The 24087-nt window shown below is 71.9% G+C and carries 26 protein-coding genes; 12 read left to right on the plus strand and 14 right to left on the minus strand.

Annotation, left to right across the window (positions count from 1 at the left end; all coding sequences use genetic code 11):
* Positions 1 to 35: 35 nt before the first annotated feature.
* On the minus strand, positions 36 to 686 hold the full coding sequence (locus tag ABZV06_RS04220; RefSeq protein ID WP_355237825.1) for an HAD family hydrolase: 651 nt from the start codon (positions 684 to 686) through the stop codon (positions 36 to 38).
* Between the two features lie 463 nt (positions 687 to 1149).
* Here ABZV06_RS04220 and ABZV06_RS04225 point away from each other — a divergent pair, with 463 nt between their 5' ends.
* Positions 1150 to 2400 (plus strand): DUF222 domain-containing protein, encoded by a 1251-nt coding sequence (locus ABZV06_RS04225; RefSeq protein WP_355618503.1) that lies wholly within the window; start codon positions 1150 to 1152, stop codon positions 2398 to 2400.
* Positions 2401 to 2563: 163 nt separating this feature from the next.
* Complete coding sequence (locus tag ABZV06_RS04230) at positions 2564 to 3097, plus strand: GNAT family N-acetyltransferase (RefSeq protein WP_355618506.1); 534 nt, start codon at positions 2564 to 2566, stop codon at positions 3095 to 3097.
* Positions 3098 to 3100: 3 nt separating this feature from the next.
* On the opposite strand, the gene ABZV06_RS04235 is transcribed toward ABZV06_RS04230, so the two are convergent.
* The 5 genes from ABZV06_RS04235 to ABZV06_RS04255 are packed head-to-tail and all read right to left on the minus strand — an operon-like array spanning position 3101 to position 7664.
* Complete coding sequence (locus tag ABZV06_RS04235; protein WP_355050245.1) at positions 3101 to 3358, minus strand: UBP-type zinc finger domain-containing protein; 258 nt, start codon at positions 3356 to 3358, stop codon at positions 3101 to 3103.
* Positions 3355 to 4929: a Na+/H+ antiporter gene (locus ABZV06_RS04240; protein ID WP_355618509.1), complete on the minus strand. Its 1575-nt coding sequence runs from the start codon at positions 4927 to 4929 to the stop codon at positions 3355 to 3357. The genes ABZV06_RS04235 and ABZV06_RS04240 overlap by 4 nt, the downstream gene beginning before the upstream one ends.
* A 37-nt stretch (positions 4930 to 4966) precedes the next feature.
* Complete coding sequence (locus ABZV06_RS04245; protein ID WP_355618512.1) at positions 4967 to 5932, minus strand: TIGR03885 family FMN-dependent LLM class oxidoreductase; 966 nt, start codon at positions 5930 to 5932, stop codon at positions 4967 to 4969.
* Between the two features lie 40 nt (positions 5933 to 5972).
* The gene (locus ABZV06_RS04250) at positions 5973 to 7388 is read right to left on the minus strand and encodes an NADP-dependent succinic semialdehyde dehydrogenase (protein WP_355237840.1); all 1416 of its coding nucleotides are present in this window, start codon (positions 7386 to 7388) and stop codon (positions 5973 to 5975) included.
* Between the two features lie 12 nt (positions 7389 to 7400).
* On the minus strand, positions 7401 to 7664 hold the full coding sequence (locus ABZV06_RS04255; RefSeq protein WP_355237843.1) for a DUF6343 family protein: 264 nt from the start codon (positions 7662 to 7664) through the stop codon (positions 7401 to 7403).
* Between the two features lie 187 nt (positions 7665 to 7851).
* Here ABZV06_RS04255 and ABZV06_RS04260 point away from each other — a divergent pair, with 187 nt between their 5' ends.
* Positions 7852 to 8703, plus strand: coding sequence for a GDSL-type esterase/lipase family protein (locus ABZV06_RS04260; RefSeq protein ID WP_355237846.1), 852 nt, complete (start codon positions 7852 to 7854; stop codon positions 8701 to 8703).
* Positions 8704 to 8726: 23 nt separating this feature from the next.
* Here ABZV06_RS04260 and ABZV06_RS04265 read toward each other — a convergent pair whose 3' ends face one another.
* The 3 genes from ABZV06_RS04265 to ABZV06_RS04275 all read right to left on the minus strand — a co-directional run bounded on the left by ABZV06_RS04265 (position 8727) and on the right by ABZV06_RS04275 (position 10684).
* On the minus strand, positions 8727 to 9482 hold the full coding sequence (locus ABZV06_RS04265) for an EcsC family protein (protein WP_355618515.1): 756 nt from the start codon (positions 9480 to 9482) through the stop codon (positions 8727 to 8729).
* A gap of 46 nt (positions 9483 to 9528) precedes the next feature.
* The gene (locus ABZV06_RS04270; RefSeq protein WP_355237852.1) at positions 9529 to 9675 is read right to left on the minus strand and encodes a hypothetical protein; all 147 of its coding nucleotides are present in this window, start codon (positions 9673 to 9675) and stop codon (positions 9529 to 9531) included.
* Positions 9676 to 9781: 106 nt separating this feature from the next.
* On the minus strand, positions 9782 to 10684 hold the full coding sequence (locus tag ABZV06_RS04275) for a peptidase M23 (RefSeq protein ID WP_355618518.1): 903 nt from the start codon (positions 10682 to 10684) through the stop codon (positions 9782 to 9784).
* Positions 10685 to 11085: 401 nt separating this feature from the next.
* Between ABZV06_RS04275 and ABZV06_RS04280 the strand changes: the two genes are divergently transcribed.
* From ABZV06_RS04280 to ABZV06_RS04300, 5 genes are all read left to right on the plus strand, one after another.
* Positions 11086 to 12006, plus strand: coding sequence for a PAC2 family protein (locus ABZV06_RS04280; RefSeq protein ID WP_355618521.1), 921 nt, complete (start codon positions 11086 to 11088; stop codon positions 12004 to 12006).
* A gap of 84 nt (positions 12007 to 12090) precedes the next feature.
* Positions 12091 to 12888: an exodeoxyribonuclease III gene (locus tag ABZV06_RS04285; protein WP_355618524.1), complete on the plus strand. Its 798-nt coding sequence runs from the start codon at positions 12091 to 12093 to the stop codon at positions 12886 to 12888.
* Between the two features lie 46 nt (positions 12889 to 12934).
* Positions 12935 to 13252, plus strand: a complete 318-nt coding sequence (locus ABZV06_RS04290) for an antibiotic biosynthesis monooxygenase (protein WP_355237864.1) — start codon at positions 12935 to 12937, stop codon at positions 13250 to 13252.
* A gap of 70 nt (positions 13253 to 13322) precedes the next feature.
* Entirely contained in the window at positions 13323 to 13694 is a 372-nt protein-coding gene (locus ABZV06_RS04295) for an alpha/beta fold hydrolase (protein WP_355618527.1), read from the plus strand.
* Position 13695: 1 nt separating this feature from the next.
* A complete protein-coding gene (locus tag ABZV06_RS04300) occupies positions 13696 to 14118 on the plus strand; it encodes a hypothetical protein (RefSeq protein ID WP_355618530.1) in 423 nt (140 codons plus the stop codon).
* Here the strand turns inward: ABZV06_RS04300 and ABZV06_RS04305 are convergent.
* Both ABZV06_RS04305 and ABZV06_RS04310 read right to left on the minus strand, forming a co-directional pair.
* Positions 14045 to 14710 carry a class F sortase gene (locus ABZV06_RS04305; protein ID WP_355238288.1) on the minus strand — a complete coding sequence of 222 codons (666 nt, stop codon included), beginning with the start codon at positions 14708 to 14710 and terminating at the stop codon, positions 14045 to 14047. The genes ABZV06_RS04300 and ABZV06_RS04305 overlap by 74 nt on opposite strands.
* 197 nt (positions 14711 to 14907) lie before the next feature.
* On the minus strand, positions 14908 to 15513 hold the full coding sequence (locus ABZV06_RS04310; RefSeq protein ID WP_355238291.1) for a hypothetical protein: 606 nt from the start codon (positions 15511 to 15513) through the stop codon (positions 14908 to 14910).
* A gap of 178 nt (positions 15514 to 15691) precedes the next feature.
* On the opposite strand from ABZV06_RS04310, the gene trmB reads away from it, so the two are divergent.
* Positions 15692 to 16345 (plus strand): tRNA (guanosine(46)-N7)-methyltransferase TrmB, encoded by a 654-nt coding sequence (trmB, locus tag ABZV06_RS04315; RefSeq protein ID WP_355238293.1) that lies wholly within the window; start codon positions 15692 to 15694, stop codon positions 16343 to 16345.
* A gap of 75 nt (positions 16346 to 16420) precedes the next feature.
* A complete protein-coding gene (locus tag ABZV06_RS04320; protein ID WP_355237867.1) occupies positions 16421 to 18934 on the plus strand; it encodes a DUF3516 domain-containing protein in 2514 nt (837 codons plus the stop codon).
* Here ABZV06_RS04320 and ABZV06_RS04325 read toward each other — a convergent pair.
* On the minus strand, positions 18912 to 19994 hold the full coding sequence (locus ABZV06_RS04325) for an acyltransferase (protein ID WP_355618533.1): 1083 nt from the start codon (positions 19992 to 19994) through the stop codon (positions 18912 to 18914). The two genes, ABZV06_RS04320 and ABZV06_RS04325, sit on opposite strands and share 23 nt — an antisense overlap.
* Before the next feature lie 223 nt (positions 19995 to 20217).
* Between ABZV06_RS04325 and ABZV06_RS04330 the strand changes: the two genes are divergently transcribed.
* The gene (locus tag ABZV06_RS04330; protein WP_355237873.1) at positions 20218 to 20862 is read left to right on the plus strand and encodes a hypothetical protein; all 645 of its coding nucleotides are present in this window, start codon (positions 20218 to 20220) and stop codon (positions 20860 to 20862) included.
* A 194-nt stretch (positions 20863 to 21056) separates the two neighbouring features.
* Entirely contained in the window at positions 21057 to 21950 is an 894-nt protein-coding gene (locus ABZV06_RS04335; RefSeq protein WP_355618536.1) for a hypothetical protein, read from the plus strand.
* Positions 21951 to 22147: 197 nt separating this feature from the next.
* Here the strand turns inward: ABZV06_RS04335 and ABZV06_RS04340 are convergent, their stop codons facing one another.
* A complete protein-coding gene (locus ABZV06_RS04340) occupies positions 22148 to 23095 on the minus strand; it encodes an iron-siderophore ABC transporter substrate-binding protein (protein WP_355618539.1) in 948 nt (315 codons plus the stop codon).
* Complete coding sequence (locus ABZV06_RS04345; RefSeq protein ID WP_355237883.1) at positions 23095 to 24069, minus strand: ABC transporter ATP-binding protein; 975 nt, start codon at positions 24067 to 24069, stop codon at positions 23095 to 23097. The genes ABZV06_RS04340 and ABZV06_RS04345 overlap by 1 nt, the downstream gene beginning before the upstream one ends.
* Positions 24070 to 24087 lie beyond the last annotated feature (18 nt).

The following is a 24087-nucleotide window of genomic DNA, read 5'->3' on the forward strand; positions in this document are numbered from 1 at the left end:
CGGGGGCGGCCACCAGGCCCACCCGGACAGCACAGCTAGTGCCTGTTGTGCCCGGCGACCAGGCCCGGCAGCTCGTGCAGCGAGTCGATGCGGAACAGGCACCGGTCGGCCACGGCCGGCATGTCGAGGATGTGGCCCCAGGGAGAGCGCCGGATCAGGCACGTCTTCATGCCGGCCTGCTGAGCCGGACGGGCGTCGTTGTCGGGCCGATCCCCGACGTACAGGATCGACGAGGCGTCGCCGCCGCCCTCGGCCACGACCCGCTCGAAGAAGGCCGGCGCCGGCTTCGCCACCCCCCAGCCGTGCGACGTGCCGATCACGTCCACGTCAAGGCCGAGAGCCCGCAGGGTCGACTCGGCGTGTGCCGGCTGGTTACCCGCCAAGCCCACCAGCAGGCCCTGGTCGCGCAGGGCGGTCAGGCAGCCGCGCGCGTCCGGGTAGAGATCCTCCGCGCCGAACGTCTCCGGCTGACCGGCGGCCGCCCGACGGGAGAGTTCGGCGTCGAGGTCGAAGTCGGGCCGGAAGGTCCGGAACGTCTCCCGGTAGTCCTGACCCCGCGCGACGACCGCGCCGAAGACCGCCGACAACGTGTGCCGAGGGACGCCGAGCCAGTCCGCCCAGGCCGCGAACTCGCGGGACTCGTCGAGAACAACACCACCGACATCGAAGAAAACCGCCTTGATCACGTACGTCCCCCGTCCTGTTCCAGCCGAAGCCGGAGATCATAGGCGGCGGAAGCCACGGTCGATGTCCCCGTGACGGGCGAAAGTCAGCCGATCCGACCCGCCTCTTCAGTCACGGCGAGAGCCGTGGAGGCGGTGGACTGACCGACGCCGAGCGTCGGGTGTGGCCGACCGAGGTGGTGCCCCGCTGGCGCGAGGACTGCCTCGTCCGTCCGGCCGCCACGGACGCACACGTGATCGCACTGGTGGCGGGCCGCATCTGGGATCTGCTGCTCGCCGACGGGGTCCGGATTGGAGCTGTCGCGTACGTCGCCGTCAGCAGGGCGAGGTGCATCTGGTCGCCGCGGACCGCGGATCCGGCCAGCACCTGGCAGAGCGCCACGCCGCTCGTCCGGCACCATAAGGTGCTTCGCCGCCGTCCCGGTCAACCCCGAAAATTGTCGTACGTGTGTTCTAACATCGATGCATGCTGGAGGGGCTGGCGCAGGCGGGGGCGGCGGTGGCCGACTGCCTCGATGCTCCGGCCTGGGCCCTTTCCGAGCACGACCTCGTCGCGGCCCTCGACGCCGCGCACCGACTCGCGCAACGCCTGGCGGCCGTCCAACTGGCGCTCGTGCGTGAGGTGGACGGCCGGGGCACGGCGCGGGCGCAGGGCGCGTCGTCGACGGCGGTCTGGCTGCGGGACCGGCTGCGGCTCGACGGTTCCGCCGCTCGCCGGCTGGTCGATCTCGCCGGGGCGCTCGATGGCGGAGCGCCCGGGGTGCGCGCCGCGCTGGCCGACGGAGACATCACTGTCGAGCAGGCGCGGGTCATCGGCGAGACCGTCCAGACGGTGCACACGGCCGCTGGCGCCGAGGCGGCCGAGAAGGCGGTCGGCGTCCTCATCCAGTGGGCCGGGACGTTCGAGCCGACCCTACTGCGCAAGCTTGGCACCCGGGTCCTCGACCATGTCGCCCCGGAGCTCGCCGAAGCCGCCGCCAGGGCGGCTTTGGAAGCCGAGGCGCGCCGCGCCGACCGCGACCGGCATGTCACGGTCTCCGAGCTACGCGACGGTCGGCTGCGACTGTCCGGCAACCTGGACGCCGAGGCGGCCGGTCTGCTGCGCGCCGCGCTCGACCCGTTGACCTCGCCGTCCGGTCCGGACGACCCGCGCTGCCCCGGGCAACGACGGCACGACGCGCTCGCCGACCTGTGCCGGCTCGCCCTGCGCACCGGTGAGCTGCCCGAACACGGCGGCGAGCCGGCGCAGATCGTTGTCACCACCAGCTACGACGTGCTGGCCCGGCAGCTCGGCGCGGGTGCCCTCGACACCGGCTTCGGACTGACCGCCGACACCGTGCGGCGACTCGCCTGCGACGCGGCGATCCTGCCCGCCGTGCTCGGCAGCGCCGGCCAGGCGCTCGACGTGGGCCGGCAGCGCCGACTCGTCACCGGCCCCCTGCGTCGCGCGCTGGTCCTGCGGGACCGAGGCTGCGCCTTTCCCGGCTGCGACCGGCCACCCCGCTGGTGCGACGCCCACCACATCCGCCACTGGGCCGACGGCGGCGACACCAGCCTGACCAACGCGGTGCTCCTCTGCGGCCACCACCATCGGCACGTCCACCGGGGCGATTGGGCCGTCCGCATCGGCGGCGACGGCCACCCGGAATTCGTCCCGCCGGCCTGGCTCGATCCCGACCAGTTCCCCCGCCGCAACCACTACCACCGGCGAACGTGACGGAGTTCCAGCCGCCAGCTGCGATGACAAGGCCTCTCGGGCCGCTGCTGTGATCAGCCTCGCGTCGTCCGATACCGCCACCCAGGCCACCGACAGTGAGCGGGCCACCCCGTGCCGACCCGGCGGGCGTTGGACACCCGCCGGGCCTAGCAGAATGCCGGGCATGACGGATCAGCCGACCTTCACCATTCACCGCGGCGGTCCCGACGACGCCGAAGCCGTGCTGCGGCTGCTCGACGTGGCCACCGCCTGGTTGGTGGCGCGCGGCCGGACCGGGCAGTGGGGCACCCAGCCGCCCTCCACCGATCCCGGTCAGATCGCCCGCGCCGACGACTGGGCCGCGAGCGGCGGCCTGTACCTGGCGAAGCGGGGCGACCGTCCGGTCGGGGCGCTGGTGGTGGGTGCCGCCACCGAGCACGTGCCCCCGGCCACCGAACCGGAACTCTACGTCCGGCTGCTGGTCACCGACCGGATGCACACCGGGCTGGGGATCGGGGCCCGGCTGCTGGAACACGCCGCCGACCTGGCCCGGGCACGGGGGTTGGGCCTGCTGCGGGTGGACTGCTACGGCGGCGACGACCGGGCGCTCGTCCGGTTCTACGAGAGCTGCGGCTTTACCGCCACCGAGCCGTTCACCGTCGTGCGACCGGGCCGTGAACCGTGGCCCGGTCAGATCCTCGTCCGTCGGCTCGACTGAGCGTCAGCCGATCTCCTCGTCGACGAAGCACCAGCGCCACGCCTCGCCCGGCTGCGCCGAGCGGATCACCGGGTGACCTGTCGACGCGAAGTGCTTGCTCGCGTGCTGGTTCGGCGACGAGTCGCAGCAGCCGACCTGGCCGCAGCTCAGGCACGTACGCAGGTGCACCCAGTAGGTGTTGCCGATGGCGACGCAGTCCGCGCACTCGTCGGGGGTAAGCGGCTCGGCCGTGCCGGCCTCGGCCAGGTGCTGACAGCTCACTGCTCCACCTCCTGCCGCAACAGCGACTCTTCCAGGTCCAGGTCACGATAGGCCTGCACCAGCACCTCCTCAGGAATCCGACCGGAGTCCCGGGCAGCCCGGAACACGTCCCGCTCGGCGTCGATCATCTCTTGTCGCAGCCGACCGTACGCCTGCGAGGGGGTTTCGCGCTCGTCGCCGCCGAGCCTTTCCCAGGCCATGTTGGTGCGGTCCTCCAGCACCCGGCGCAGCCGGTCCACCACGGGCGCCGGAGCGCTGTCGGCCAGTTCCTCCAACCGTTCCCGCGCTGCCCTGCTGGCCTGCTGCTGCACTCCGGCCGCCGACAACGCGTCCTGCACCGGGTCGTCCTGGGGCAGTTTCAGGCGGCGGGCGACCAGCGGGAGGGTGGCCCCCTGGCCGACCAGGGTGACCACGATCACCGCGAAGGCCAGCCAGATGAACAGGGCCCGCGGGTACGGCTCGTCGTCGGCCAGGGTCAGCGGCAGGGCCAGGGCGGCGGCGAGTGTCACCACGCCCCGCATCCCGGCCCAGCCGATGATGATCGGGATCTTCGGCGACGGTGCCGCGTCCCGGCGGCGGATTCGGGGAACCAACCGGGCCAGGTAGGTGGCCGGGAAGAGCCAGACGAAGCGGGTCAGGAAGACGGTGGCCAGCACCACGAACGTGATCAGGATGAGCGAGCCGGCCGGCTCGTCGAGGTCCCCCAGCACCTCGCGGAGTTGCAGCCCGACCAGGAGGAAGACCAGTCCTTCCAGCAGGAAGCGGACCAGCCGCCAGAACGCGCCCACCTGCAACCGGGACGCCTCCGACAACAGTTGCGGCAGCTTGTGCCCGAGGGCGAGCCCGGTGACGACCACGGCGACCACACCGGAGGCGTGGATGTGCTCGGCGGTGAAGACCACCGCGAACGGGATGATCAACGACAGCGCGTTGTCCAGCAGCGGGTCACTGATCCGCCGGTGCAGGAAGCCGAAGACCACCGCGCCGAGGGCGCCGATCAGGATGCCGCCGCCGGTGGCGCGCAGCACCTCGATGGCCACGTCCGTCGTGCCGACCGCCGAACCGATGGTGGCCATTGTCGCGACGCGCAGCAGCACCAGCGCGGTGGCGTCGTTGACGAGGCTCTCGCCCTCCAGGATCGTGACCACCCGGCGCGGCAGCCCGACGCGACGGGCGACGGCCGTGGCGGCCACGGCGTCCGGCGGCGCGACCACCGCGCCGAGGGCCAGGCAGATCGCGAACGGGACCTGCGGCAGCAGCAGGTGCAGCACGACGCCCACCGCGAACGCGGTGAACAGCACCAGACCCACGGCGAGCAGCAGGATCGGCCGGATGTTGTTCTTGAACGCCGGCACCGACGTCTCCAGTGCCGCGACGTACAGCAACGGCGGCAGGATGCCGATCAGCACCAGCTCCGGCTCGAGGTGGATCTGCGGGAAGCCCGGAACGAAGGACAGGGCCAGTCCGAGTACGACCAGCAGGATCGGCGCGAGCAGACCGAGTCGGCGGGCCAGCGCCGCGCCGAGGGTGGCGATCGCCAGGAAGACGACGACCGGAAACAGGCTTTCCATGGGGTACGAGCCTAGGGGTCGCGTCGCCGAGGTCGGATCAGCCCGTCGGGCGCAGCTTCGGCAGCACCTCGGCGCCGAACGCGTCGATGAACCCGCGCTGCTCCTGCCCGACGTGGTGCAGGGCGATCTGGTCGAAGCCGAGCGCCACGTACTCCTGGAGCCAGCCGACGTGCCGGCCCAGGTCGGCTGAGACGTTCACCACCTGGGCGACCCGCTCGGCGGGTACGTCGGCCGAGGCCACGTCGAAGTGCTCGACGGTCTCCAGGTCCCAGCAGACCGGAGGGGCGAAGACGTTGCTGCGCCACTGGTCGTACGCGATCGCCTCGGCCTGCGCCTGCTCCGTGGCCCAGGAGACGTGCACCTGGAGGTGCAGCGGTCCACGGCCACCGGCGTCCCGGTACGCGTCGATCATCGCCCGCAGGTGCTCCACCGGCGCGTTCACCGTGATCAGGCCGTCGGCCCACTCGGCGCACCAGCGGGCGGTGGCGACGCTGACGGCAGCGCCGACCAGCGCGGGCGGCTCCTCGGGACGCGTCCACAGCCGGGCCCGGTCCACCCGGACGAGGCCGTCGTGGCTGACCTCCTCGCCGGCCAGCAGCGCGCGGATCACGTCCACGCACTCGCGCAGCCGGGCGGAGCGGACGTCCTTGCGCGGCCACACGTCGCCGGTGATGTGCTCGTTGCTGGCCTCGCCGGTGCCGAGGGCGGCCCAGAACCGGCCCGGGTACATCGCGCCGAGGGTGCCGATCGCCTGCGCGATGATCGCCGGGTGGTACCGCTGGCCGGGGGCGTTGACGACGCCGAACGGCATGCCGGTGGCCTGGAGGGCCGCGCCGAGCCAGGACCAGGCGAAGCCGGATTCGCCCTGCCGCTCGCTCCACGGCGAGAAGTGGTCGGAGCACATGGCGGCGTCGAAGCCGGCCCGCTCGGCGTGCATCACCGCTTCCAACAGGGCGCGGGGGTTGATCTGCTCGTGGGAGGCGTGGAACCCGAACGTCGTCATGGGCGCACCTCCTACCCACGACGACGTCCGGTGATGCGTGTTACTCGGCGTGCGCGCCGGCGCCGGCCGACGCCGCCCCCTCGCCCACCCACACCGTCTTGGTGTTGCAGAACTCCCGCATGCCCAGCTCGGACAGCTCCCGCCCGTAGCCGGAGTTCTTCACGCCACCGAAGGGCAGCTCCGGGTAGGAGGTGGTCATGCCGTTGACGAAGACGTTGCCGGCGTCCAGGTCGGTGGCGAAGCTCTCCTGCTCGGCCGGGTCCCGGGTCCAGGCGTTCGACCCGAGTCCGAAGCTCGTGCCGTTGGCCACCTCGATCGCCTCCTCGTAGGACGACACCCGGTACAGGCCGGCGACCGGCCCGAACACCTCCTCGGACCACATCCGCATCTGCGGCGTCAGGTCGGTGACGACGGTCGGCGGGTAGAACCACCCGTCGCCGCTGGGCAGCTCACCGCCGCAGAGCACCGTCGCGCCGTTGTCCACCGCGTCGCGTACCTGGGCGTGCACCTCGTCGCGGCCGTGTTCGCTGGCCAGCGGTCCCACGTCGGTGTCCGCGTCCATCGGGTCGCCGACGCGCAGCGCGGCCATGTTCGCGGCGAACTTCTCGGCGAACGCGTCGAAGACGTCGGTGTGCACGATGAAGCGCTTGGCGGCGATGCAGGACTGGCCGTTGTTCTGGCAGCGGGCGGTCGTGGCCACCTCGGCGGCCCGGTCCACATCGGCCGAGGGCATCACCACGAAGGGGTCGCTGCCGCCCAGCTCCAGGACCGTCCTCTTCAGCTCCCGGCCGGCGATCTGGGCGATGGAGCGCCCGGCCGCCTCGCTGCCGGTCAGTGTCGCGGCGCGTACCCGGGGGTCGGCGAGGATGCGCTCGACGGCGTCCGAGCCGACCAGCAGGGTGGTGAACGCACCCTCCGGGAAGCCGGCGCGGCGGAACACGTCCTCCAGCAGCAGCGCGGTCTGCGGCACGTTCGAGGCGTGCTTGAGCAGGCCCGTGTTGCCGGCCATCAACGCCGGGGCGGCGAACCGCATCACCTGCCACAGCGGGAAGTTCCACGGCATCACGGCGAGCACCACGCCGATCGGCTGGTAACGGATGAACGCCCTGGTCGCCTTCACGGCGGCGGCGTCGGCCGGCTGGTCGGCGAGGAACGCGGACGCCTTGTCGGCGTAGAAGCGGGCGGCCGCGGCGCACTTGGTCACCTCGGCCTGCGCGGCCGCGTACGTCTTGCCCATCTCCGTGGTCATGATCCGGGCGATCTCGTCCCGCTCGGCGTCGAGGAGGTCGGCGGCGGCGTTCATCCACCGGGCGCGCTCGTCGACGCCTGTGCCGCGCAGGTGCCGGTACGCGAGGTCGGTGCGCTCGATGGCGGCGTCGAGCTGTTCGGTGGACATCGCCTCGTAGGTCTTGAGCACCTGACCGGTGGCGGGGTTGGTGGTGGCGATGTGGGGCATCTCGTCCTCCTGTCACTCGAACAGCGAGTGTCGTACGCCCGGCTCCTCGCGGCGGCGGGCGGCGCGGCGGCGTTGGATCACGACCAGGTCGACCACGGCTACGGCGGCGAGGATCGCGCAGAGCACGCCGAGCCAGGCGATGCCGGCCCAGAACGCCAGCACCGCGAAGACCACCATGATCACCAGACCGAAGCTGGCGAGGGTGAGCCGGAGGTTCAGGGCGCTGTACGCGTGGCCGACCGTGCCACGGGCGCGCCGGGGCTGCGATCTCGTCATACCTGACGATCTACCCCCGATCGGCGCGGTTAACCGGTAGCCGAATCCCGACGTGGCAACGCTTATAGCATCCCGTCGGCAGGTCCGGGTCCCGTTCGCCGCATACCCGACAGCAACTTCCCGCCCGACCACGTCCAGCGCATAGAGTTACCGAGCTGTCGCTCTGTGCTGCGAGACGGGGGATGTCATGCCTCGACGCTGGGTCGCCGCCCTGGCCTGCCTCGCCGCGCTGGTGGCGCTGGCCTGTGAGGGCGGCACGTCCGCGTCACCGCGTCCCACGAAGAGCACGCCCTCGTCCGGTGGTCCCGGCGGCATCGCCGCCCTCGGCGACTCGATCAGCACCGGCTTCGCCTCCTGCCTGGTGCTCACCTCCTGCGAGCGCAACTCCTGGTCGACAGGGGACGGCCTGCGGGTGAACAGCCACTACCGGCGGCTGCTCGACCAGAACTCGGCGATCCGCGGCCGGGCGTACAACCACGCGCGGCCCGGTGCCCGCGCCGACGCCCTCGAAGGCCAGGCCCAGGCAGCCGTACGCGACCGCGCCGACTACGTCACGGTGCTGATCGGGGCCAACGACATCTGCCGGGGCGGGGTGGACGCCATGACGTCGGTGACCCAGTTCCGGGCCGACGTCGACCGGGGTCTGCGGGCACTGCGCACCGGCCGGCCGAAGGCCCGGGTGCTGGTGGTGAGCATCCCCGACCTGTACCGGCTCTGGGAGGTCGGACACGACGACGGGCGGGCGACGCGCGTGTGGAAGCGGGGCATCTGCCCGGCGCTGCTGGCCAACGCGACGTCGAACGCGCCCGCCGACAAGGCCCGCCGAGCCGCAGTCCGCGAGCGGATCGACGCGTACAACGCGCAGTTGGTCGCGGCCTGCCGGGCGTACGGCTCGCGCTGCCGACACGACGGCGGCGCGGCGCACCGGGTCCGGTTCACCCTGGACCTGCTCAACCCGCTGGACTGGTTCCACCCCAACGCCTCCGGTCAGGACCGGCTGGCCGAGGTGACCTGGCGCGCCTCCGGCCTGGCCGACTGAGCCCACCCCCCGCGAGGGGCGGGTCAGGGGCGACGCGGCTCCGGGACGTCGGTGCCCCGGCGGCCGTAGAGCGCCCGGGAACGCTCGGCCAGATCCTTCGTGGCGGACGAGTTGGCCCAGGTGCCGAGCACGATCGCGGCCCCCGGGACGATCTTGGCGACGAGTCGCTTGGCCGCCCGTACACCTGCCATCTGGGCCAGCCGGACGCCGAGCTGCACCATGACCCGGCCCAGCGGACGCTGGCCCCCCAGGCCGAACAGCGCGTCGGCGCGCTCCCGGCCGGCAGCCACCCCCAGCGCGAGGCGGGCGCTCTCGGCGACCTTGTGCACCCGCTGGAGCACGAGCAGATCGGTGGCCCGGTCGCTGTGCAGCGGGTCGACGTCGTACGCGGCGGCGACGTGCAGGACCATGCGCGCCTGGGTCCAGGCCAGCACCCCGACGTCGAGGACGGCGCCCGGCAGCCCGGCCGCGCCGGAGACCGCCCCGGACAGGCGGGCCAGGTTGACGAACTTGCGGACCGCCTGGTCGGCCAGGACGTCCGCCGAGACGCCGGGGTTGTCGTGGCGAGCCCGGCCGGCCCACTGCGCGGCCTCCGGCCCGAGTCGGCGTACCGCCTCCAGGGCGAGGTGCTCCGGCGCGTACTGCGGATCGTCGCGCATCCGGTCCCACAGTCGGGCCGGCGGGCCCTCGGGGGCGGCCGCCGGCACGGCCGGCAGACCGGCCGCCGGCTCGGGGGTGGGCGCCGTGGGTTGACCGTTGGCGGGCGGGGTGTCGGTCAACGGGTCTCCCCAGAGGTGGGTACGGGCAGGACGGCCGGTGACGCGGTCAGCGACGGCGGTTGGACAGCCGGGTGGCCAACCCCTTGAGCTTCTGCTGGTTCTCGGGCTTGGCCAGCTCGCGCCGGCCCCGGTCCACCAGCTGCTGACCCTTGGGTGATCGCAGGAACGTGCTGATCCGCTGCATCAGAGACATGTCGTCCTCCTGTCGGTGATCCCTCAGTCATGTGTACCCCGAACCCGCAACGGATGTACCCGGGACGCGACAGGCTCAATCCTCACCGTCCACAGTGGTCGGTAGGCTACCGCCCGCTCGGAACGATGGCGTCGACGACCCGGGTGGCCCGCCACTCGTGCTGCTGGTAGTACTCCGGGTACGCGGAGACCTGGACCGCCTGGGCGGCGTCGGTGAGGCGCATCTGCTGCCAGCCGGGCACCTGCTCAAGTGCCGTGAGGAACTGCCGGGTCGCGAACTCCGGGTCCATCAACCGACCGACCGGACCCCAGCCACTGCTGGAGCGCTGCTGGAACAGTCCGACCGAGTCGTGGTCCCAGCCGACGCCCTGGTGCGGGTAGTCCTGCGACTCCGGCAGGACCCCGCTGGCGACGTTGTAGAGGTTGCTCTCCTGCATGGCGGTCGCCACCGCGATGACCAGGCCACGGCGCGGGATGCCCATCTTGCGGCCGGCGCGGACGATCGCCTCGGCGTTCTCCATCTGGGCCTTGTCGAGACCGGCGACGGGCGCCGGGCGGCTCGGCTTCGTCGGGACGACCTTGCGCGCGCGGGGGGTGGCGTCCGGGTCGGCGGGGGTGGCGGACGCCGACGGGGTGGCGGACGCCGACGGGGTGGCGGACGCCGACGGGGTGGCGGACGCCGACGGGGTGGCGGACGGGGCCGCCGAGCGGTCGAGCCCGCGGGACGCGGCCTGCTGCTCGGCGCGCTGCGCCAGTTCGACGCCGGAGGTCTTCTCGGTCGCCTGCGCGTCGGCGTCCTGGTCCCGGACCTGCGCGACGGCGGCCAGACCGAGACAGCAGACCACGCCGGTGGCGAGTGCCACCCGGGCGCGGCGTCGGCCGCTCAGGTCGCGGGCGTACGCCCGGAGCCGACTCGCGGCGGTTGTCCGTTCGGCTGAGGTGCCTTCCCCTGTTTCGGTAGTGGGGCTGCTCGGGGCGTACGGGTCGTCGAGGGTGCCGTCGTCACGCATCAGCCGAGGCTAGGCAGACGGAAACCCCGATCACGCACAGTGATCACGTGGCCCTCGCCACAGAATCGGGTCACCCCGGTGGACGAGCGGGGCCAGTCGACTCGCCCGAGGAACGGACCTCGCGTACCGGAGAAAAGCGGCGGACCTCGTGCGGCGACACGGACGGCGACACGGACGGACATCGGACCGCGCGACCCGACATGATCGACAAACTCGGCCTTTGGGTTGAACCGCCCATCGGCCGATTGGCGTAATCGGGTGGTTCGTCCGATCGTGCCCAGCGGGCGGGCGACGGATCGCCCGACTCAGGAATGCACCAGGATGGCCTGTACGTTGCCCGAACCGGGTGCCACCCGTCGCGACGGCATCCGAGTAGGCACATTCCAGGGAGGTCCGCACCGGTGCTCGACCCACACGAGCTCTACCAGCTCACCGACGATCTGCCCGAACTCGGGCAACCGGTCCTGATCCAGGCCCTCACCGGGTTCGTGGACGCCGGCAACGCCAGCCGGCTCGCCCGCGAGCAACTGCTCACCTCGCTCGAGGGCCGGCCGATCGCGACCTTCGACGTGGACCAGCTCTTCGACTACCGCTCCCGGCGACCGGTGATGACCTTCAACGAGGACCACTGGGAGAGCTTCGACGCGCCGGAGCTGGAGCTGCACCTGCTGCACGACGACGACGAGACTCCGTTTCTCCTGCTCACCGGCCCCGAGCCGGACCTTCAGTGGGAGCGGTTCACCGCCGCCGTCGCAGGGCTCGCCGCCCGGCTCGACGTACGACTCACCGTCGGGCTCAACTCGATCCCGATGGCGGTGCCGCACACCCGGCCGACCGGCGTGACCGCCCACGCCACCCGCCCCGAACTGATCAGCGGGTACGAGCCGTGGCTGCAACGGGTCCAGGTGCCCGGCAGCGTCGGCCACCTGCTGGAGTTCCGCCTCGGCGAGCAGGGCCGCGACGCGCTCGGCTTCGCCGCACACGTGCCGCACTACGTGGCGCAGACCGAGTACCCGGCCGCCGCCGAGGTGCTGCTGAGCGCCGTGTCCCGCAGCACGGGCCTGCTGCTACCCGGCGACGGTCTGCGCTCGGCCGCCGAGGTGGTCCGGGTGGAGATCGACCGGCAGGTCGCCCAGACCGAGGACGCCGCCGCCCTGGTCCAGGCACTGGAAGAGCAGTACGACGCCTTCGCCCGAGGCCGCGGCGAACGCAGTCTGCTCGCCCCGGACGCCGGTCCGCTGCCCACCGCCGACGAACTCGGCGCGGAGCTGGAACGGTTCCTGGCCGAACAGACCCGCCCCGGCGACACCCCGGGCAACTGAGCCGGCAGCCCTCCGCCGCCACGGACGCCGACACGGCGCGCGGCTGAGCCCGCGTCGTGGCGGCGGATGCGGCAGGGTGGAGGCATGCGCCTGGCGACCTGGAACGTGAACTCGGTGAAGGCACGGCTCCCCCGGCTGCTGGAGTGGCTGGCCGGCACCGCACCCGACGTCGTCTGCCTGCAGGAGACGAAGTGCCCGGACGGCGCCTTCCCGGTGGCCGAGGTGGGCGAGCTCGGCTACCGCGTCGCCAGCCACAGCGACGGCCGCTGGAACGGGGTCGCGATCCTGTCCCGGGTCGGCCTGGAGGACGTCCGCGTCGGCTTCGCGGGTGAGCCCGGCTTTCCCGAGCCGGAGGCCAGAGCCATCTCCGCCACCTGCGCCGGGGTGCGGGTCTGGTCGGTGTACGTCCCCAACGGGCGTACGCCCGACGACCCGCACTACGCGTACAAGCTGGCCTGGTTCGCGGCGCTGCGCGACGCGCTGGAAGCGGAGCTGGCCGGCGGCCTGCCGTTGGCCGTCTCCGGCGACTTCAACGTCGCACCGACCGACGCCGACGTCTGGGACCCGGCGGTGTTCACCCACTCCACGCACGTCACCCCGGCCGAGCGGGCCGCCCTGGCCGCGCTGCGCGACCTCGGGCTCGACGACGTGGTGCCCACGCCGATGAAGGGGCCGCACCCGTTCACGTACTGGGACTACCGCGCCGGGATGTTCCACCAGAACAAGGGCATGAGAATCGACCTGGTGTACGCCTCCGCGCCGTTCGCCCGGGCGGTCCGCTCGGCGTACGTCGACCGGGAGGCCCGCAAGGGCAAGGGCCCCTCCGACCACGCGCCGATCGTGGTCGACGCGGACCTCGTTCCGGCGGTCGAGGCGTTCTGACCGCTCGCCGCCACCGGAGGCCGTCAGCGCTGGTTAGGGTGGGCAGATGGCAGTCGTGAAGATCAACGCAATCGAGGTTCCCCCGAACGCCGGCCCCGAGTTGGAGAAGCGGTTCGCGGCGCGGGCCGGCGCGGTGGAAGGCTCCCCCGGCTTCCTCGGCTTCGAACTGCTCCGCCCGGTCGCCGGCGAGACCCGCTACTTCGTCTACACGAGGTGGGAGAGCGAGGAGGCTTACCAAGCCTGGGCCTCGGGTTCGTCGCGCCAGGCCCACGCCACCGCCGAGGGCGACACGCCCCGCCCGCCGGTCTCCAGCGGCGCGACCCTCCTGGAGTTCGAGGTGGCCCTGCACGTCCCCCAGCCCTGACCACCGACCGGCACTCCCGGGCTCCACGGAACCCCGTCCCGCCGGTGACGTGCGCTGATAGCGTCCGGTCATGTTCGACGGGTTCGAGGAATTCGACATCGCCACGTCCGGCACGACGATCCATGGCCGGCGTGGCGGCGACGGACCTCCCGTCCTGCTGCTGCACGGCATCCCCGAGACGCACCTCATGTGGCACCGGGTCGCGCCCCGGCTCGCCGAGCACTTCACCGTCGTCACCACCGACCTGCGCTCTACACGAGTCCCGCCTCTGCACGCCTCCCGCGCTCTGCCTGGCCTGCGTTCTGCACCCGGCCGGCGCTTTGCGCGTGTCCTGCCTCTGCATGCGTCCTTTGCTCTGCTTCAACCAAGGCGACACCGGAAGGCCACGAGCGTTTCCTCCGCTGAAGCAGAGCAAAGGACGTATCACCCCACCCACGCCTGAGGTGCTGGTCGACTACATGCTGGAGAACTGGCCGGAGGGCAAGGACGCCTTCCCCGCCGAGGTACGGGCGGCTTACGTGCGGCAGTTCGGTGATCAGGCCAGGGCGCACGCGATCTGCGAGGAGTTCCGGGCGGCGGCGACGCTGGACTACGACCAGGACCAGGCCGACCGAGAGAGCCGAAAGATCGCCTGCCCGCTGCTGTTCCTCTGGAGCCAACACGGCCGGGTCGCCACGCTCTACGACGACCCGCTGCTTGATCGACTCGGGTTCGGCGAAATGGGGGTGTCAGCGCTACCGGGACACCACACCATCGCCGATCTCGTGTTGATCAAGGCAAGGCCGGCGCGGGTCAGGGCTTGCGGGACGACTGGAGGGTGGCGAAGGCGATCACGTTGTCGGCGTAGCCGGTGCGACCGCCGATGAACTGGCCACCGCAGGTGATCAGCCGCAGCCCTGCCGGTCCGTCGTGGCCGTAGATGCGCTCGGCGGGTAGCTGGTCCTTCGGGAAACGCTCGACGGTGTCGACCTTGAACACCACCGTCGACCGGTCCGCCCGGGCCACCTCGATCAGGTCACCGGGCTTCAGCTTGCCCAGGTCGTAGAAGACCGACGGACCGCTCTTGGTGTCCACGTGCCCGACGATGACCGCCGGACCGGGCTCGCCGGGCGTCGGCCCCCGGTCGTACCAGCCGGTCTCGTTGTGCTTCTCCAGCGGCGGTACGGCGATCGTCCCGTCCCGCGCCTGCCCGACGGGCGCGACCGGCGCGGCCACCTTGATCGCCGGAACGGTGAGTCGTACCGGGCGGCTGGCCGACAGCCCGACCGTCTCGCTGCGGGGCGGACGGTCGTCGCCGGCCGGAGTCAGGTCGAGCGGACCGACCGAACGGCCCAGTCCCGCGCCGGTGGCGAAGACGCCCACCAGCACCAGCACCACGGCCAGCGGCACCGACCAGGGGCTGCGCCCTGGTGCACGGCTGCGCCGGGGAGCGACGGCGGTCGGCGGACGGGCGGCCACCGCCGGCCGGTCACCGGAGACACGCGACGAGCGGGACACCGCCGACCCTGCGGAGGGCCCCGCGCCAGCGGGCGGGCGCGAATCGTCGGGCAGGCGGGCATCGCCGGGCAGCCACGCGCCGCCGGACGGACGCGAGCCGGCGGACGGACGCGAGCCGTCCGGCGGCGGTGTGGGGCGGAAGATCTCCATGGCGGGGCTCAGCGGCGCCCGAGGCCACGGACGGCACGGGGCCGACGCAGGGCCACCACCGCGATGACCAGCCCGGCGACGGTGAGCGCCGCGCCGCTGGGCAGCAGCAGCCTGCCGGTAACTCCCCCGGCACTGCCACCGAAGCCGGTTGCCGGGCCTCGACTGGGGTGGGGGGAAGGCACCGTCTTCACCACCTGCAACATGGTCGACGCCGTCTCACCGTCGCGGCACTCCAGCTTGACCCGGTAGTTCCCGGGACGGGTGCGCTCGCGCACCATCGGCGCGGCGGTGAGCACCCCGCCCTGCGGTTGCACGCCGACCGCGCCGAACGCGTCCGAGACGACGGTGGCGCCGACCGAGTTGTCCCGACAGCTGGCCCGGATGCCGACCAGATAGCCGGGCTGCACCGTGCTCGGGCTCACCTCGACGAAGACGTCCACCACGGGAGTGGGTTGGGGAGCGCCACCCGGTACGCCTCCGGGCTGCGGCGCGGGCGCGGCAGCGGGGGCCGACAGCGCCGCAGGAGCGGCGTGTGCGGGAGCGGTGGCCAGCAGGGGAAAGGCGAGCACTGTCGCCACCGACAGGAGCACGCCGCCGCGGGTCACTGCCACGATGCCCCCTCTCGACGCCGTCGGACCGCGCCGGGTAGCGGACCGCCCGGCCTGCCGTACCAACTGGATCCTCTCATTCCCGGTCGCACATCACATCCGATCCGCGGACGACGTCGCGTACGCTCGGGTCGCTGTGACCACCACCGACCCTGATCCCGCCACCGTCGCGCCTACGGCCCGGATGATCCGCACCTTCCACCCCCGCCGGGGGCGGATGAGCAGCCGACAGACCGAGGCGCTGGACCGGCTGTGGTCCTCGTACGGCCTGGACGTGTCGGGCGAGCCCGTCGACCTGGCCGCCCTCTTCGGCCGCCGAGCCCCGGTGGTGCTGGAGATCGGCTCGGGCATGGGTGACACCACCGCCACGATGGCCGCCGCCGACCCGGACCGAGATTATCTGGCGGTCGAGGTGCACACGCCGGGAATCGCCAACCTGCTCGACCTGACGGACCGCGCTGACCTGGGGAATGTACGGGTGGCGCGGGGTGACGCGTTGGAGCTGGTCAGCGGCCTGCCAGAGGGTGCGCTGGCCGCCGTACACGTGTTCTTTCCGGATCCGTGGCCGAAGGCCCGGCACCACAAGCGGCGGATCATCCAGCCGGCCCACGTGGCGCTGCTGCGGTCCCGGCTGGCCCCCGGCGGCGTGCTGCACTGCGCGACCGACTGGGCCGAGTACGCCGAGGCGATGCGGGAGACCCTGGACGCGGACCCGGAGCTGGTCGACGCGTACGGCGGCTACGCGCCCCGGCCGGCGCACCGCCCGGTGACGAAGTTCGAGCGGCGGGCGATCACGGACGGCCGGCCGGTCGCCGATCTGATCTACCTCCGGCGCTGACTGATCGTCCGGCTGCGCGCTGGAAACAGCGCCGGTTGGCGCCGGAGGGCATGATCCAGGCACCATGGACAGGCTATGACGCTCACCGCCGCGCTGCCGACAAGCGCCGACCCCGACACCCTCTTCGACGCGTTCGCCGGCTGGGCGAAGGAGCGTGGTCTCGACCTCTACCCCCATCAGGAGGAGGCGGTCATCGAGATCGTCTCCGGCGCGAACCTGATCATGAACACGCCCACCGGCTCGGGTAAGAGCCTGGTGGCGGTCGCCGCGCACTTCGCGGCCCTGGCCGACAACCGGACGACGTTCTACACCGCGCCGATCAAGGCGCTGGTGTCGGAGAAGTTCTTCGCGCTCTGCGAGGTCTTCGGCGCCGAGAACGTCGGCATGCTGACCGGCGACGCCAGCGTCAACGCCGACGCCCCGATCATCTGCTGCACCGCGGAGATCCTGGCCAACCTGGCGCTGCGCGAGGGTGAGCGGGCCGACGTCGGCCAGGTGATCATGGACGAGTTCCACTTCTACGCCGAGCCGGACCGGGGTTGGGCGTGGCAGGTGCCGATCATCGAGCTGCCGCAGGCCCAGTTCATCCTGATGTCCGCCACCCTGGGCGACACCACCCGGTTCGTGGACGACCTGACCCGGCGTACCGGACGGCCGACCGCCGTCGTGCGCTCGGCCGAGCGGCCGGTCCCGCTCATCTTCTCGTACGCGATGACGCCGCTGCACGAGACGCTCGAAGAGCTGCTGGAGACCAAGCAGGCCCCGGTGTACGTCGTCCACTTCACGCAGGCCGCCGCGCTGGAACGCGCCCAGGCACTGATGAGCGTCAACGTCTGCACGCGCGCCGAGAAGGACATGATCGCGCAGGCGATCGGCGGTTTCCGGTTCACCTCCGGCTTCGGCAAGACGCTCTCCCGGCTGGTCCGGCACGGCATCGGCGTGCACCACGCCGGCATGCTGCCCAAGTACCGCCGTCTCGTCGAGACCCTCGCCCAGGCCGGCCTACTCAAGGTCATCTGTGGCACCGACACCCTCGGCGTCGGCATCAACGTGCCGATCCGCACGGTGCTCTTCACCGGCCTGAGCAAGTACGACGGGGTCCGCACCCGCCTGCTCAAGAACCGCGAGTTCCACCAGATCGCCGGGCGGGCCGGCCGGGCCGGCTACGACACCATCGGCCGGGTCGTGGTGCAGGCCCCCGAGCACGTCATCGACAACGAGAAGGCGCTCGCCAAGGCCGGCGACGACCCGAAGAAGCGGCGCAAGGTGGTCCGCAAGAAGCCGCCGGAGGGCTCGATCGGCTGGGGGCAGCCCACCTTCGACCGGCTGGTCGACGCCGAGCCGGAGCCGCTGACGTCCAGCTTCCAGGTCAGCCACTCGATGCTGCTCAACGTGATCGGCCGCCCCGGGGACGCGTTCACCGCGATGCGGCACCTGCTCACCGACAACCACGAGGAGCCCACCGCCAAGCGCCGGCACATCCGCCGCGCCATCGCCATCTACCGGGCGCTGCGCGCCGGCGGGGTGGTCGAGGAGCTGCCCGAGCCGGACGAGACGGGCCGACGGATTCGCCTCACCGTCGACCTCCAGCTCGACTTCGCCCTCAACCAGCCGCTCTCCCCCCTCGCCCTGGCCACCATCGAGCTGCTCGACGCCGAGTCCCCGTCGTACGCCCTGGACGTGCTCAGCGTGATCGAGTCGATCCTCGACGACCCCCGGCAGATCCTGTCCGCGCAGCAGTTCAAGGCGCGCGGCGAGGCGGTCGCCGCCATGAAGGCCGAGGGCATCGAGTACGAGGCGCGCATCGAACTGCTCGACGAGGTGACCCACCCGAAGCCCCTGGCGGAGCTGCTGGAGGCCGCGTACGAGATGTACCGGCAGGGCCACCCGTGGGTCGCCGACCACCAGCTCTCCCCCAAGGCCGTCGTCCGCGACATGTACGAGCGGGCCATGACGTTCACCGAGTACGTGCAGTTCTACGGGCTGACCCGCTCGGAGGGCCTGGTCCTGCGCTACCTGGCCGACGCGTACAAGACGTTGCGCCAGACCGTGCCCGAGGACGCCAAGACCGAGGAGCTGATCGACCTCATCGAGTGGCTGGGCGAGCTGGTCCGCCAGGTCGACTCCAGCCTCATCGACGAGTGGGAGCGGCTGCGCAACCCGTCGGACGTGGCCGAGGTGGCCCAGGCGCACGCGGCACTGACCGATCGGCCGCCGGCTGTGACCCGCAACGCGCGGGCGTTCCGGGTGCTGGTGCGCAACGCGCTGTTCCGACGCGTCGAGCTGGCCGCGCTACGCCGCTGGGACCTGCTCGCCGAGTTGGACGCCGAGGACGGCTGGGACTACGACGCGTGGGCCGACGCCCTGGCGCCGTACTTCGAGGCGTACGACTCGATCGGGGTCGGCCCGGACGCCCGCGGCCCGGCGCTGCTCATGATCGAGCAGGGTCGGGAGCGGTGGACCGTACGGCAGATCTTCGACGACCCGGACGGCGACCACGACTGGGGCATCAGCGCCGAGATCGACCTCGTCGCCTCGGACGAGGTCGGCGCGGCGGTCGTGCGGATCACCGACGTCGGCCAGCTCTGAGGTGTCGATCGGCGCGGTGCCGACCGGCGGCGCCCGACCGAGGGCCCACCGGTGTCGGGGTACGTCGGGCGGCCACGTCCTCGATCCAGCCGAGCAGCAGCGCCGCCCCGACGGTCAGTAGGCACACCCCGGCCAGCCGCAGTGTGATCGAGGCGACCGAGGTGTACGGGAGCACCGGCGCGAGCAGCAGGAACATCCCGAGGCTGGCGGGGATGTGCCACAGGTAGATGGTGACCGCCCGCGCGTTGACGAATCGCAGCACGGCGTCCAGCGGCACCCGGCCGACGAGCCTGGGCCGCACTCTCAGGAGCACGGCGACGAGGGCCATCGACCACAGTGTGGTGCCACCCGCGATGTGGTTGAGGTCGACCGCCACGCCGGCCACCATGGCGGTCACGACCCACGTCCCGCCAGCCACGGCCAGACCCCCGACGAGGCAGCCGTACCAGCGCAACGGCACGCGGTGCAGCAGCCGATCGTGGTGGGCGAAGCCCAGCAGCCAACACGACAGGTAGGCGGCGACGAAGTATCCGGTGTGCACCTCCGCGAGGTGCATCCCGATCGGCAGGGCCGTGGCGGCCCCGATGCTGGGCCACGGCCAGCGACGCAACACCCGCAGAAGGACCGGCGACATCAGCACCAGCCACAGGTAGGTGACGACGTACCACAGTCCGATGTGGAAGGCCCAGGCCCAGGACGGCCCGCCCACGGGAGGCACCCGCAGGGGCAGGACCCACCAGAGCAGCTCTGCCCAGCCGGCCACGCCCCTCGGACGCCAGCCGAAGGAGAGCACCGCCAGGGTGATCACTCCGAACGCCCACAGCGGCAGCAGCAGCCGGCGCAGCCGCCGGCGCACGGCCGACGGACCGTGCCGGTCCAGCGACGCCGCCATCAGCGAGCCGGCGATGCCGAACATCAGACCCATCGCCGGCACCAACAGGCTCAGCCAGACCCAACCGGTCACGTGGAAGAGCACGACGCGGCCCAGGGCGAGCGTCCGCAGCAGGTCCAGGTAGCGGTCCCGGTGGACGGCGGGGTCGGCGGACGGGACGGTTCGCACCGCCCCGCCCCTGCCAGGGCTGACGACCCTGGACGTCACACCAATGACCACAAGGCACAATAACGCCACAAATGCCGCAAAGTTGCTGCATCTCGAAGCCGGGTGAGCGATTGGCAGGGCGCGCTTCACCCCGGAACTTCGCTGGGCAATGTCAGACCCGTCGATTAGAATGTATGTACTAATAGAGATCCTGACCTGCAGGATTACGACTGGGAGGACGCCCGTGACCGCGCCCACCTCCACGCCCCTGACGCCCTACACCACCCTGCTCGGCTTCACCCGCTACGTCGACCGCACCGGCCCCACCAAGGCGACCTTCGTGGGTGGTCTGCGCAAGCAGCGCGCCAGCCGCTCCGGCTTCAACCCGCACGGCCAGTTCGTCAAGGCGCTCAAGGCCGACATCGCCTTCCACACCGGCGGCACGCATCTGTCCGGGGTGGTCGACGTCGTCAAGCCACGCTGGCGCCCGCTCTACCAGGCGCTGGTGCCCGGCGCGACGGCCTGGCTGCACTCCCTCGGCGACCCGGCCACCCTCGATCTGGCCCAGACCCGCGACGCCCTGGCCATGCTGGGCGACCTGCCCGTCAAGATCAACCCCCATTTCGGCGTACGTCACGCCGACGGTCGCGCCGACGCGGTCCGACTGCACTTCGACGAGGCGCCACCGAGCGAGGAGTCGATGCTCGCCACCCTGCACCTGATGGCCCGCCACATGGACGCGGTCCTCCCGCACGCCGAGCCGGTCCTGGTCGACGTCCGGCGCGGTCAGGCCCACCGCATGCCCACCGACGCCAAGCCCGAACAGATCGAACGCTGGCTGGCCGGCGAAGCCGCCGCCTTCCGCGCCATCTGGTCCACCGCCGCCTAACCGCAAACCCCGACCGGCCCCCGCCCACGCCCACCCGCCCAACCAAGATCCGCGCAACATCAGGGATACTGCTGCCTCCCGCGACTGGGAGGCAGCAAGACCACTGACGTTGCGCGGATCTTGGCGAATCTAACCCCGGTGGGAGTTATCCACAGGGGCTGCCGGCGGCCGCCTCTGGCCGTCAGGGTGTCGTCATGCCTGCTTCTCCACGACGTCCGGCGAGACTGCAGGGGCGTGTCTTCCGCGGTTCCCTCGCCGTCGCCGACGGTCTGCTCACCCCTGCGGAACTACGCAGCTCGGCATGGCGCCCACTCTTCCGAGACGTCTATGCCGATGCCCAACTCGAGATCACCCATCGCACTCGTTGCGCCGCCGCAGCCCAGCTCGTGCTACCGCCTGGTGTGGTGATCGCCGGGCGCAGCGCGGCAGCGCTCTACGGCGCGACGACGATCGACCGCAGCGAACCCGTCGACGTGCTCGTGCCCACCGGCCAACGGTTCGGACCGGTGTCGGGGCTCGTCGTCCACGTCGGCGCGATCGACGACGCCGACGTCACCCGACACCAGGACATCCCGGTGACCACCCCGACGCGCATCTGCTGGGATCTGGCCCAGTGGTTGCCGACCGAGGAGGCAGTCGCCATCGTGGATCGGCTCGCTCACCAGCACCTGGTGGCGCTCGCGCCGCTGCGGGCGAACGCCCGAGCGCGGATCGGCCACCGAGGGTGGAGACGCATGGTGCGGGTGGCCGATCTTGCTGACGCGGGCTCGGAGTCGACACCGGAGTCCCGACTTCGCGTGCGGATCGTGCTCGCCGGGGTGCCGACGCCGGTCACCCAGTTCGTGGTCGAGCGCGAGGGGAGATTCGTGGCCCGTCTCGACCTGGCATGGCCGCATCTCAAGGTCGCCGTCGAATACGACGGACTGTGGCATGACGATCCCGAGCAGTTCCACCGCGACCGCCGTCGCCTCAATCGACTTGTCGGTGAGGACTGGATCGTGCTGCACATAACGGCGAAACGATTCCGGGAGGACTTCGACGGCTTCCTCGACGAACTCCGTCAAGCCCTCCGCTCCCGCTCCCGCTGACCCCCACCCCACCCCCCACCCTCCGGCCCCCGGCCCCCACCCCCCGGCCCCAAGATCCGAGCAACTTCAGGGTTACTGCTGCCTCATCGGCTTGCGAGGCAGCAGTTTCCCCGAAGTTGCTCGAATCTTGGGGCTCGTGCGCGGGGGCGCGGCGCGCGGGGGCGCGGCGCGCGGGGGCGCGGGGGGCGTCGGGGTGATCAGGTGGCGGGGAGGTACTTCGCCAGGTCGTCGAGGATCTTGTTGGCGGCGCCGACGCCGATGCCGGTCATCCAGACCTCGTCGGAGACCGGGTACGCCTTGCCGGCCCTGACCGCGCCGAGGCCCTTCCAGAGGGTTCCGCCGGCCACCTTGGTCTGCTCTGCGGCGGCCTTGTCGCCGTACGCGGTCACGAAGATGACGTCGCCGTCGACCTCGTCGATCCGCTCGGGGCTGACCAGGTCGAAGCGCTTGTCCTCCTTGTTGGCCAGCATCTGCCGCTCGGGACGACCGAGACCGGTGTCGCCGATGACGATGCCGGAGAAGGAGTCCGGCCCGTACACCCGGATGTTGCCCGGGATGAAGCGCACGATCGACACCTTGCGGGCGGCGGGGTCGCCGAGGGTGGCGCCGAAGTCCTTGGCCCGCTTCTCGTACGCGCCGAGCAGGTCCTTGGCCTGCTGCTCGCGGCCGAGCGCCTTGCCGTCGAGGAGGAAGTTGTCCTTCCAGGTGATGCCCACCTTGTCGGTGAACACCGTCGGCGCGATGGCGGCCAGCTCGTCGTAGAACTTCTCCTGGCGGAACTTGCTGCCGAGGATCAGGTCCGGCTTGAGCGCGTTGATCGCCTCCAGGTCGGGCTCGGTGAGCACCCCGACCTCCTTGATGCCGGCGAGCTTGTCCGCGCCGAAGTACGTCGGCCAGCTCTTGGCCTCGCCGGCGGTGGCCGCGCCGACGGGCGTGATGCCCAGCGAAAGCGCCGTGTCGATCTTGTCGGTGTCGAGCACGACGACGCGCTTGGGCTCGGCCGGGACCTTGGTGGTGCCCATGGCGTGGGTGATCTCCCGGGTCTCCCCGGTGGCGGAGCCGGCGACCGGGTCGCTCTCACCGCAGGCGGTGAGGCCGGCCCCGAGGGCGACGGCCGCGGCGAGAGCGGCGACGAGACGACGCATCAGTGTCCTTTCGAGGGGTACGTGCCGGCGAGCGGGGTGGCCGCGTCGCCGTCGGCGGATCGGGCGTCCGGTACGGACGCCGTCGACGAATCGGGGTCGCCAGGGCCAGCGGCAAGCGCGGCGGACCCGGCAGCAGCAGCGGCCGGCGCAGAGCCAGCGGCAGGCGCAGCGGGACCGGCAGCGGCGGGAAGGGCCGGGCCGCCGGTGTGGGCGGGAATCACCAGCGGGGCGCCGGTCACCGGGCAGGGAACCACGACGCAGGCCAGCCCGAAGACGTCGCGGACCAGCTCGGCGGTGAGGATCTCCCGGGGTGGGCCGGCGGCCACCACCGCGCCGGCGCGCATCGCGACCAGGTGGTCGGCGTAGCGGGCGGCCTGGTTGAGGTCGTGCAGCACGGCGACCACGGTCCGGCCCCGCTCGACGCGGAGCCGGTGCAGCAGGTCCAGCACCTCCACCTGGTGGGCCAGGTCGAGGAAGGTGGTCGGCTCGTCCAGCAGCAGCGCCTCGGTGTCCTGGGCGAGGGTCATGGCGATCCACACCCGTTGCCGCTGGCCGCCGGAGAGGCTGTCCACCGGCCGGTCGGCCAGGTCGGCCACGTCGGCCAGGGCCATCGCCTCGTCGACCGCCGCAGCGTCGGACGACGACCACTGCCGCCACCACCGCTGGTACGGCTGCCGGCCACGTCCGACCAGGTCGGCCACGGTGACGCCCTCGGGCACCAGCGGACTCTGCGGCAGGACGCCGAGTCGACGGGCCACGTCGCGGGTGGGCAGGTCACGGATGGCGGTGCCGTCCAGCAGGACGGTGCCGCGTCGCGGGGTGAGCAGCCGGGCCATCGTGCGCAGCAGGGTGGACTTACCGCAGGCGTTGGGGCCGACGATCACGGTGAACGCGTCGGTGGGCAGGTCCAGGGTGAGCCCGTCGAGCACGGTCCGCTCGTCGTAGCCGACGACCAGGTCGCGGGTGGAGAGCATCACACGACTCCTTTGAGG

The organism is Micromonospora sp. NPDC005172, from assembly GCF_040608555.1.
In the GTDB taxonomy this organism is placed as follows: domain Bacteria; phylum Actinomycetota; class Actinomycetes; order Mycobacteriales; family Micromonosporaceae; genus Micromonospora.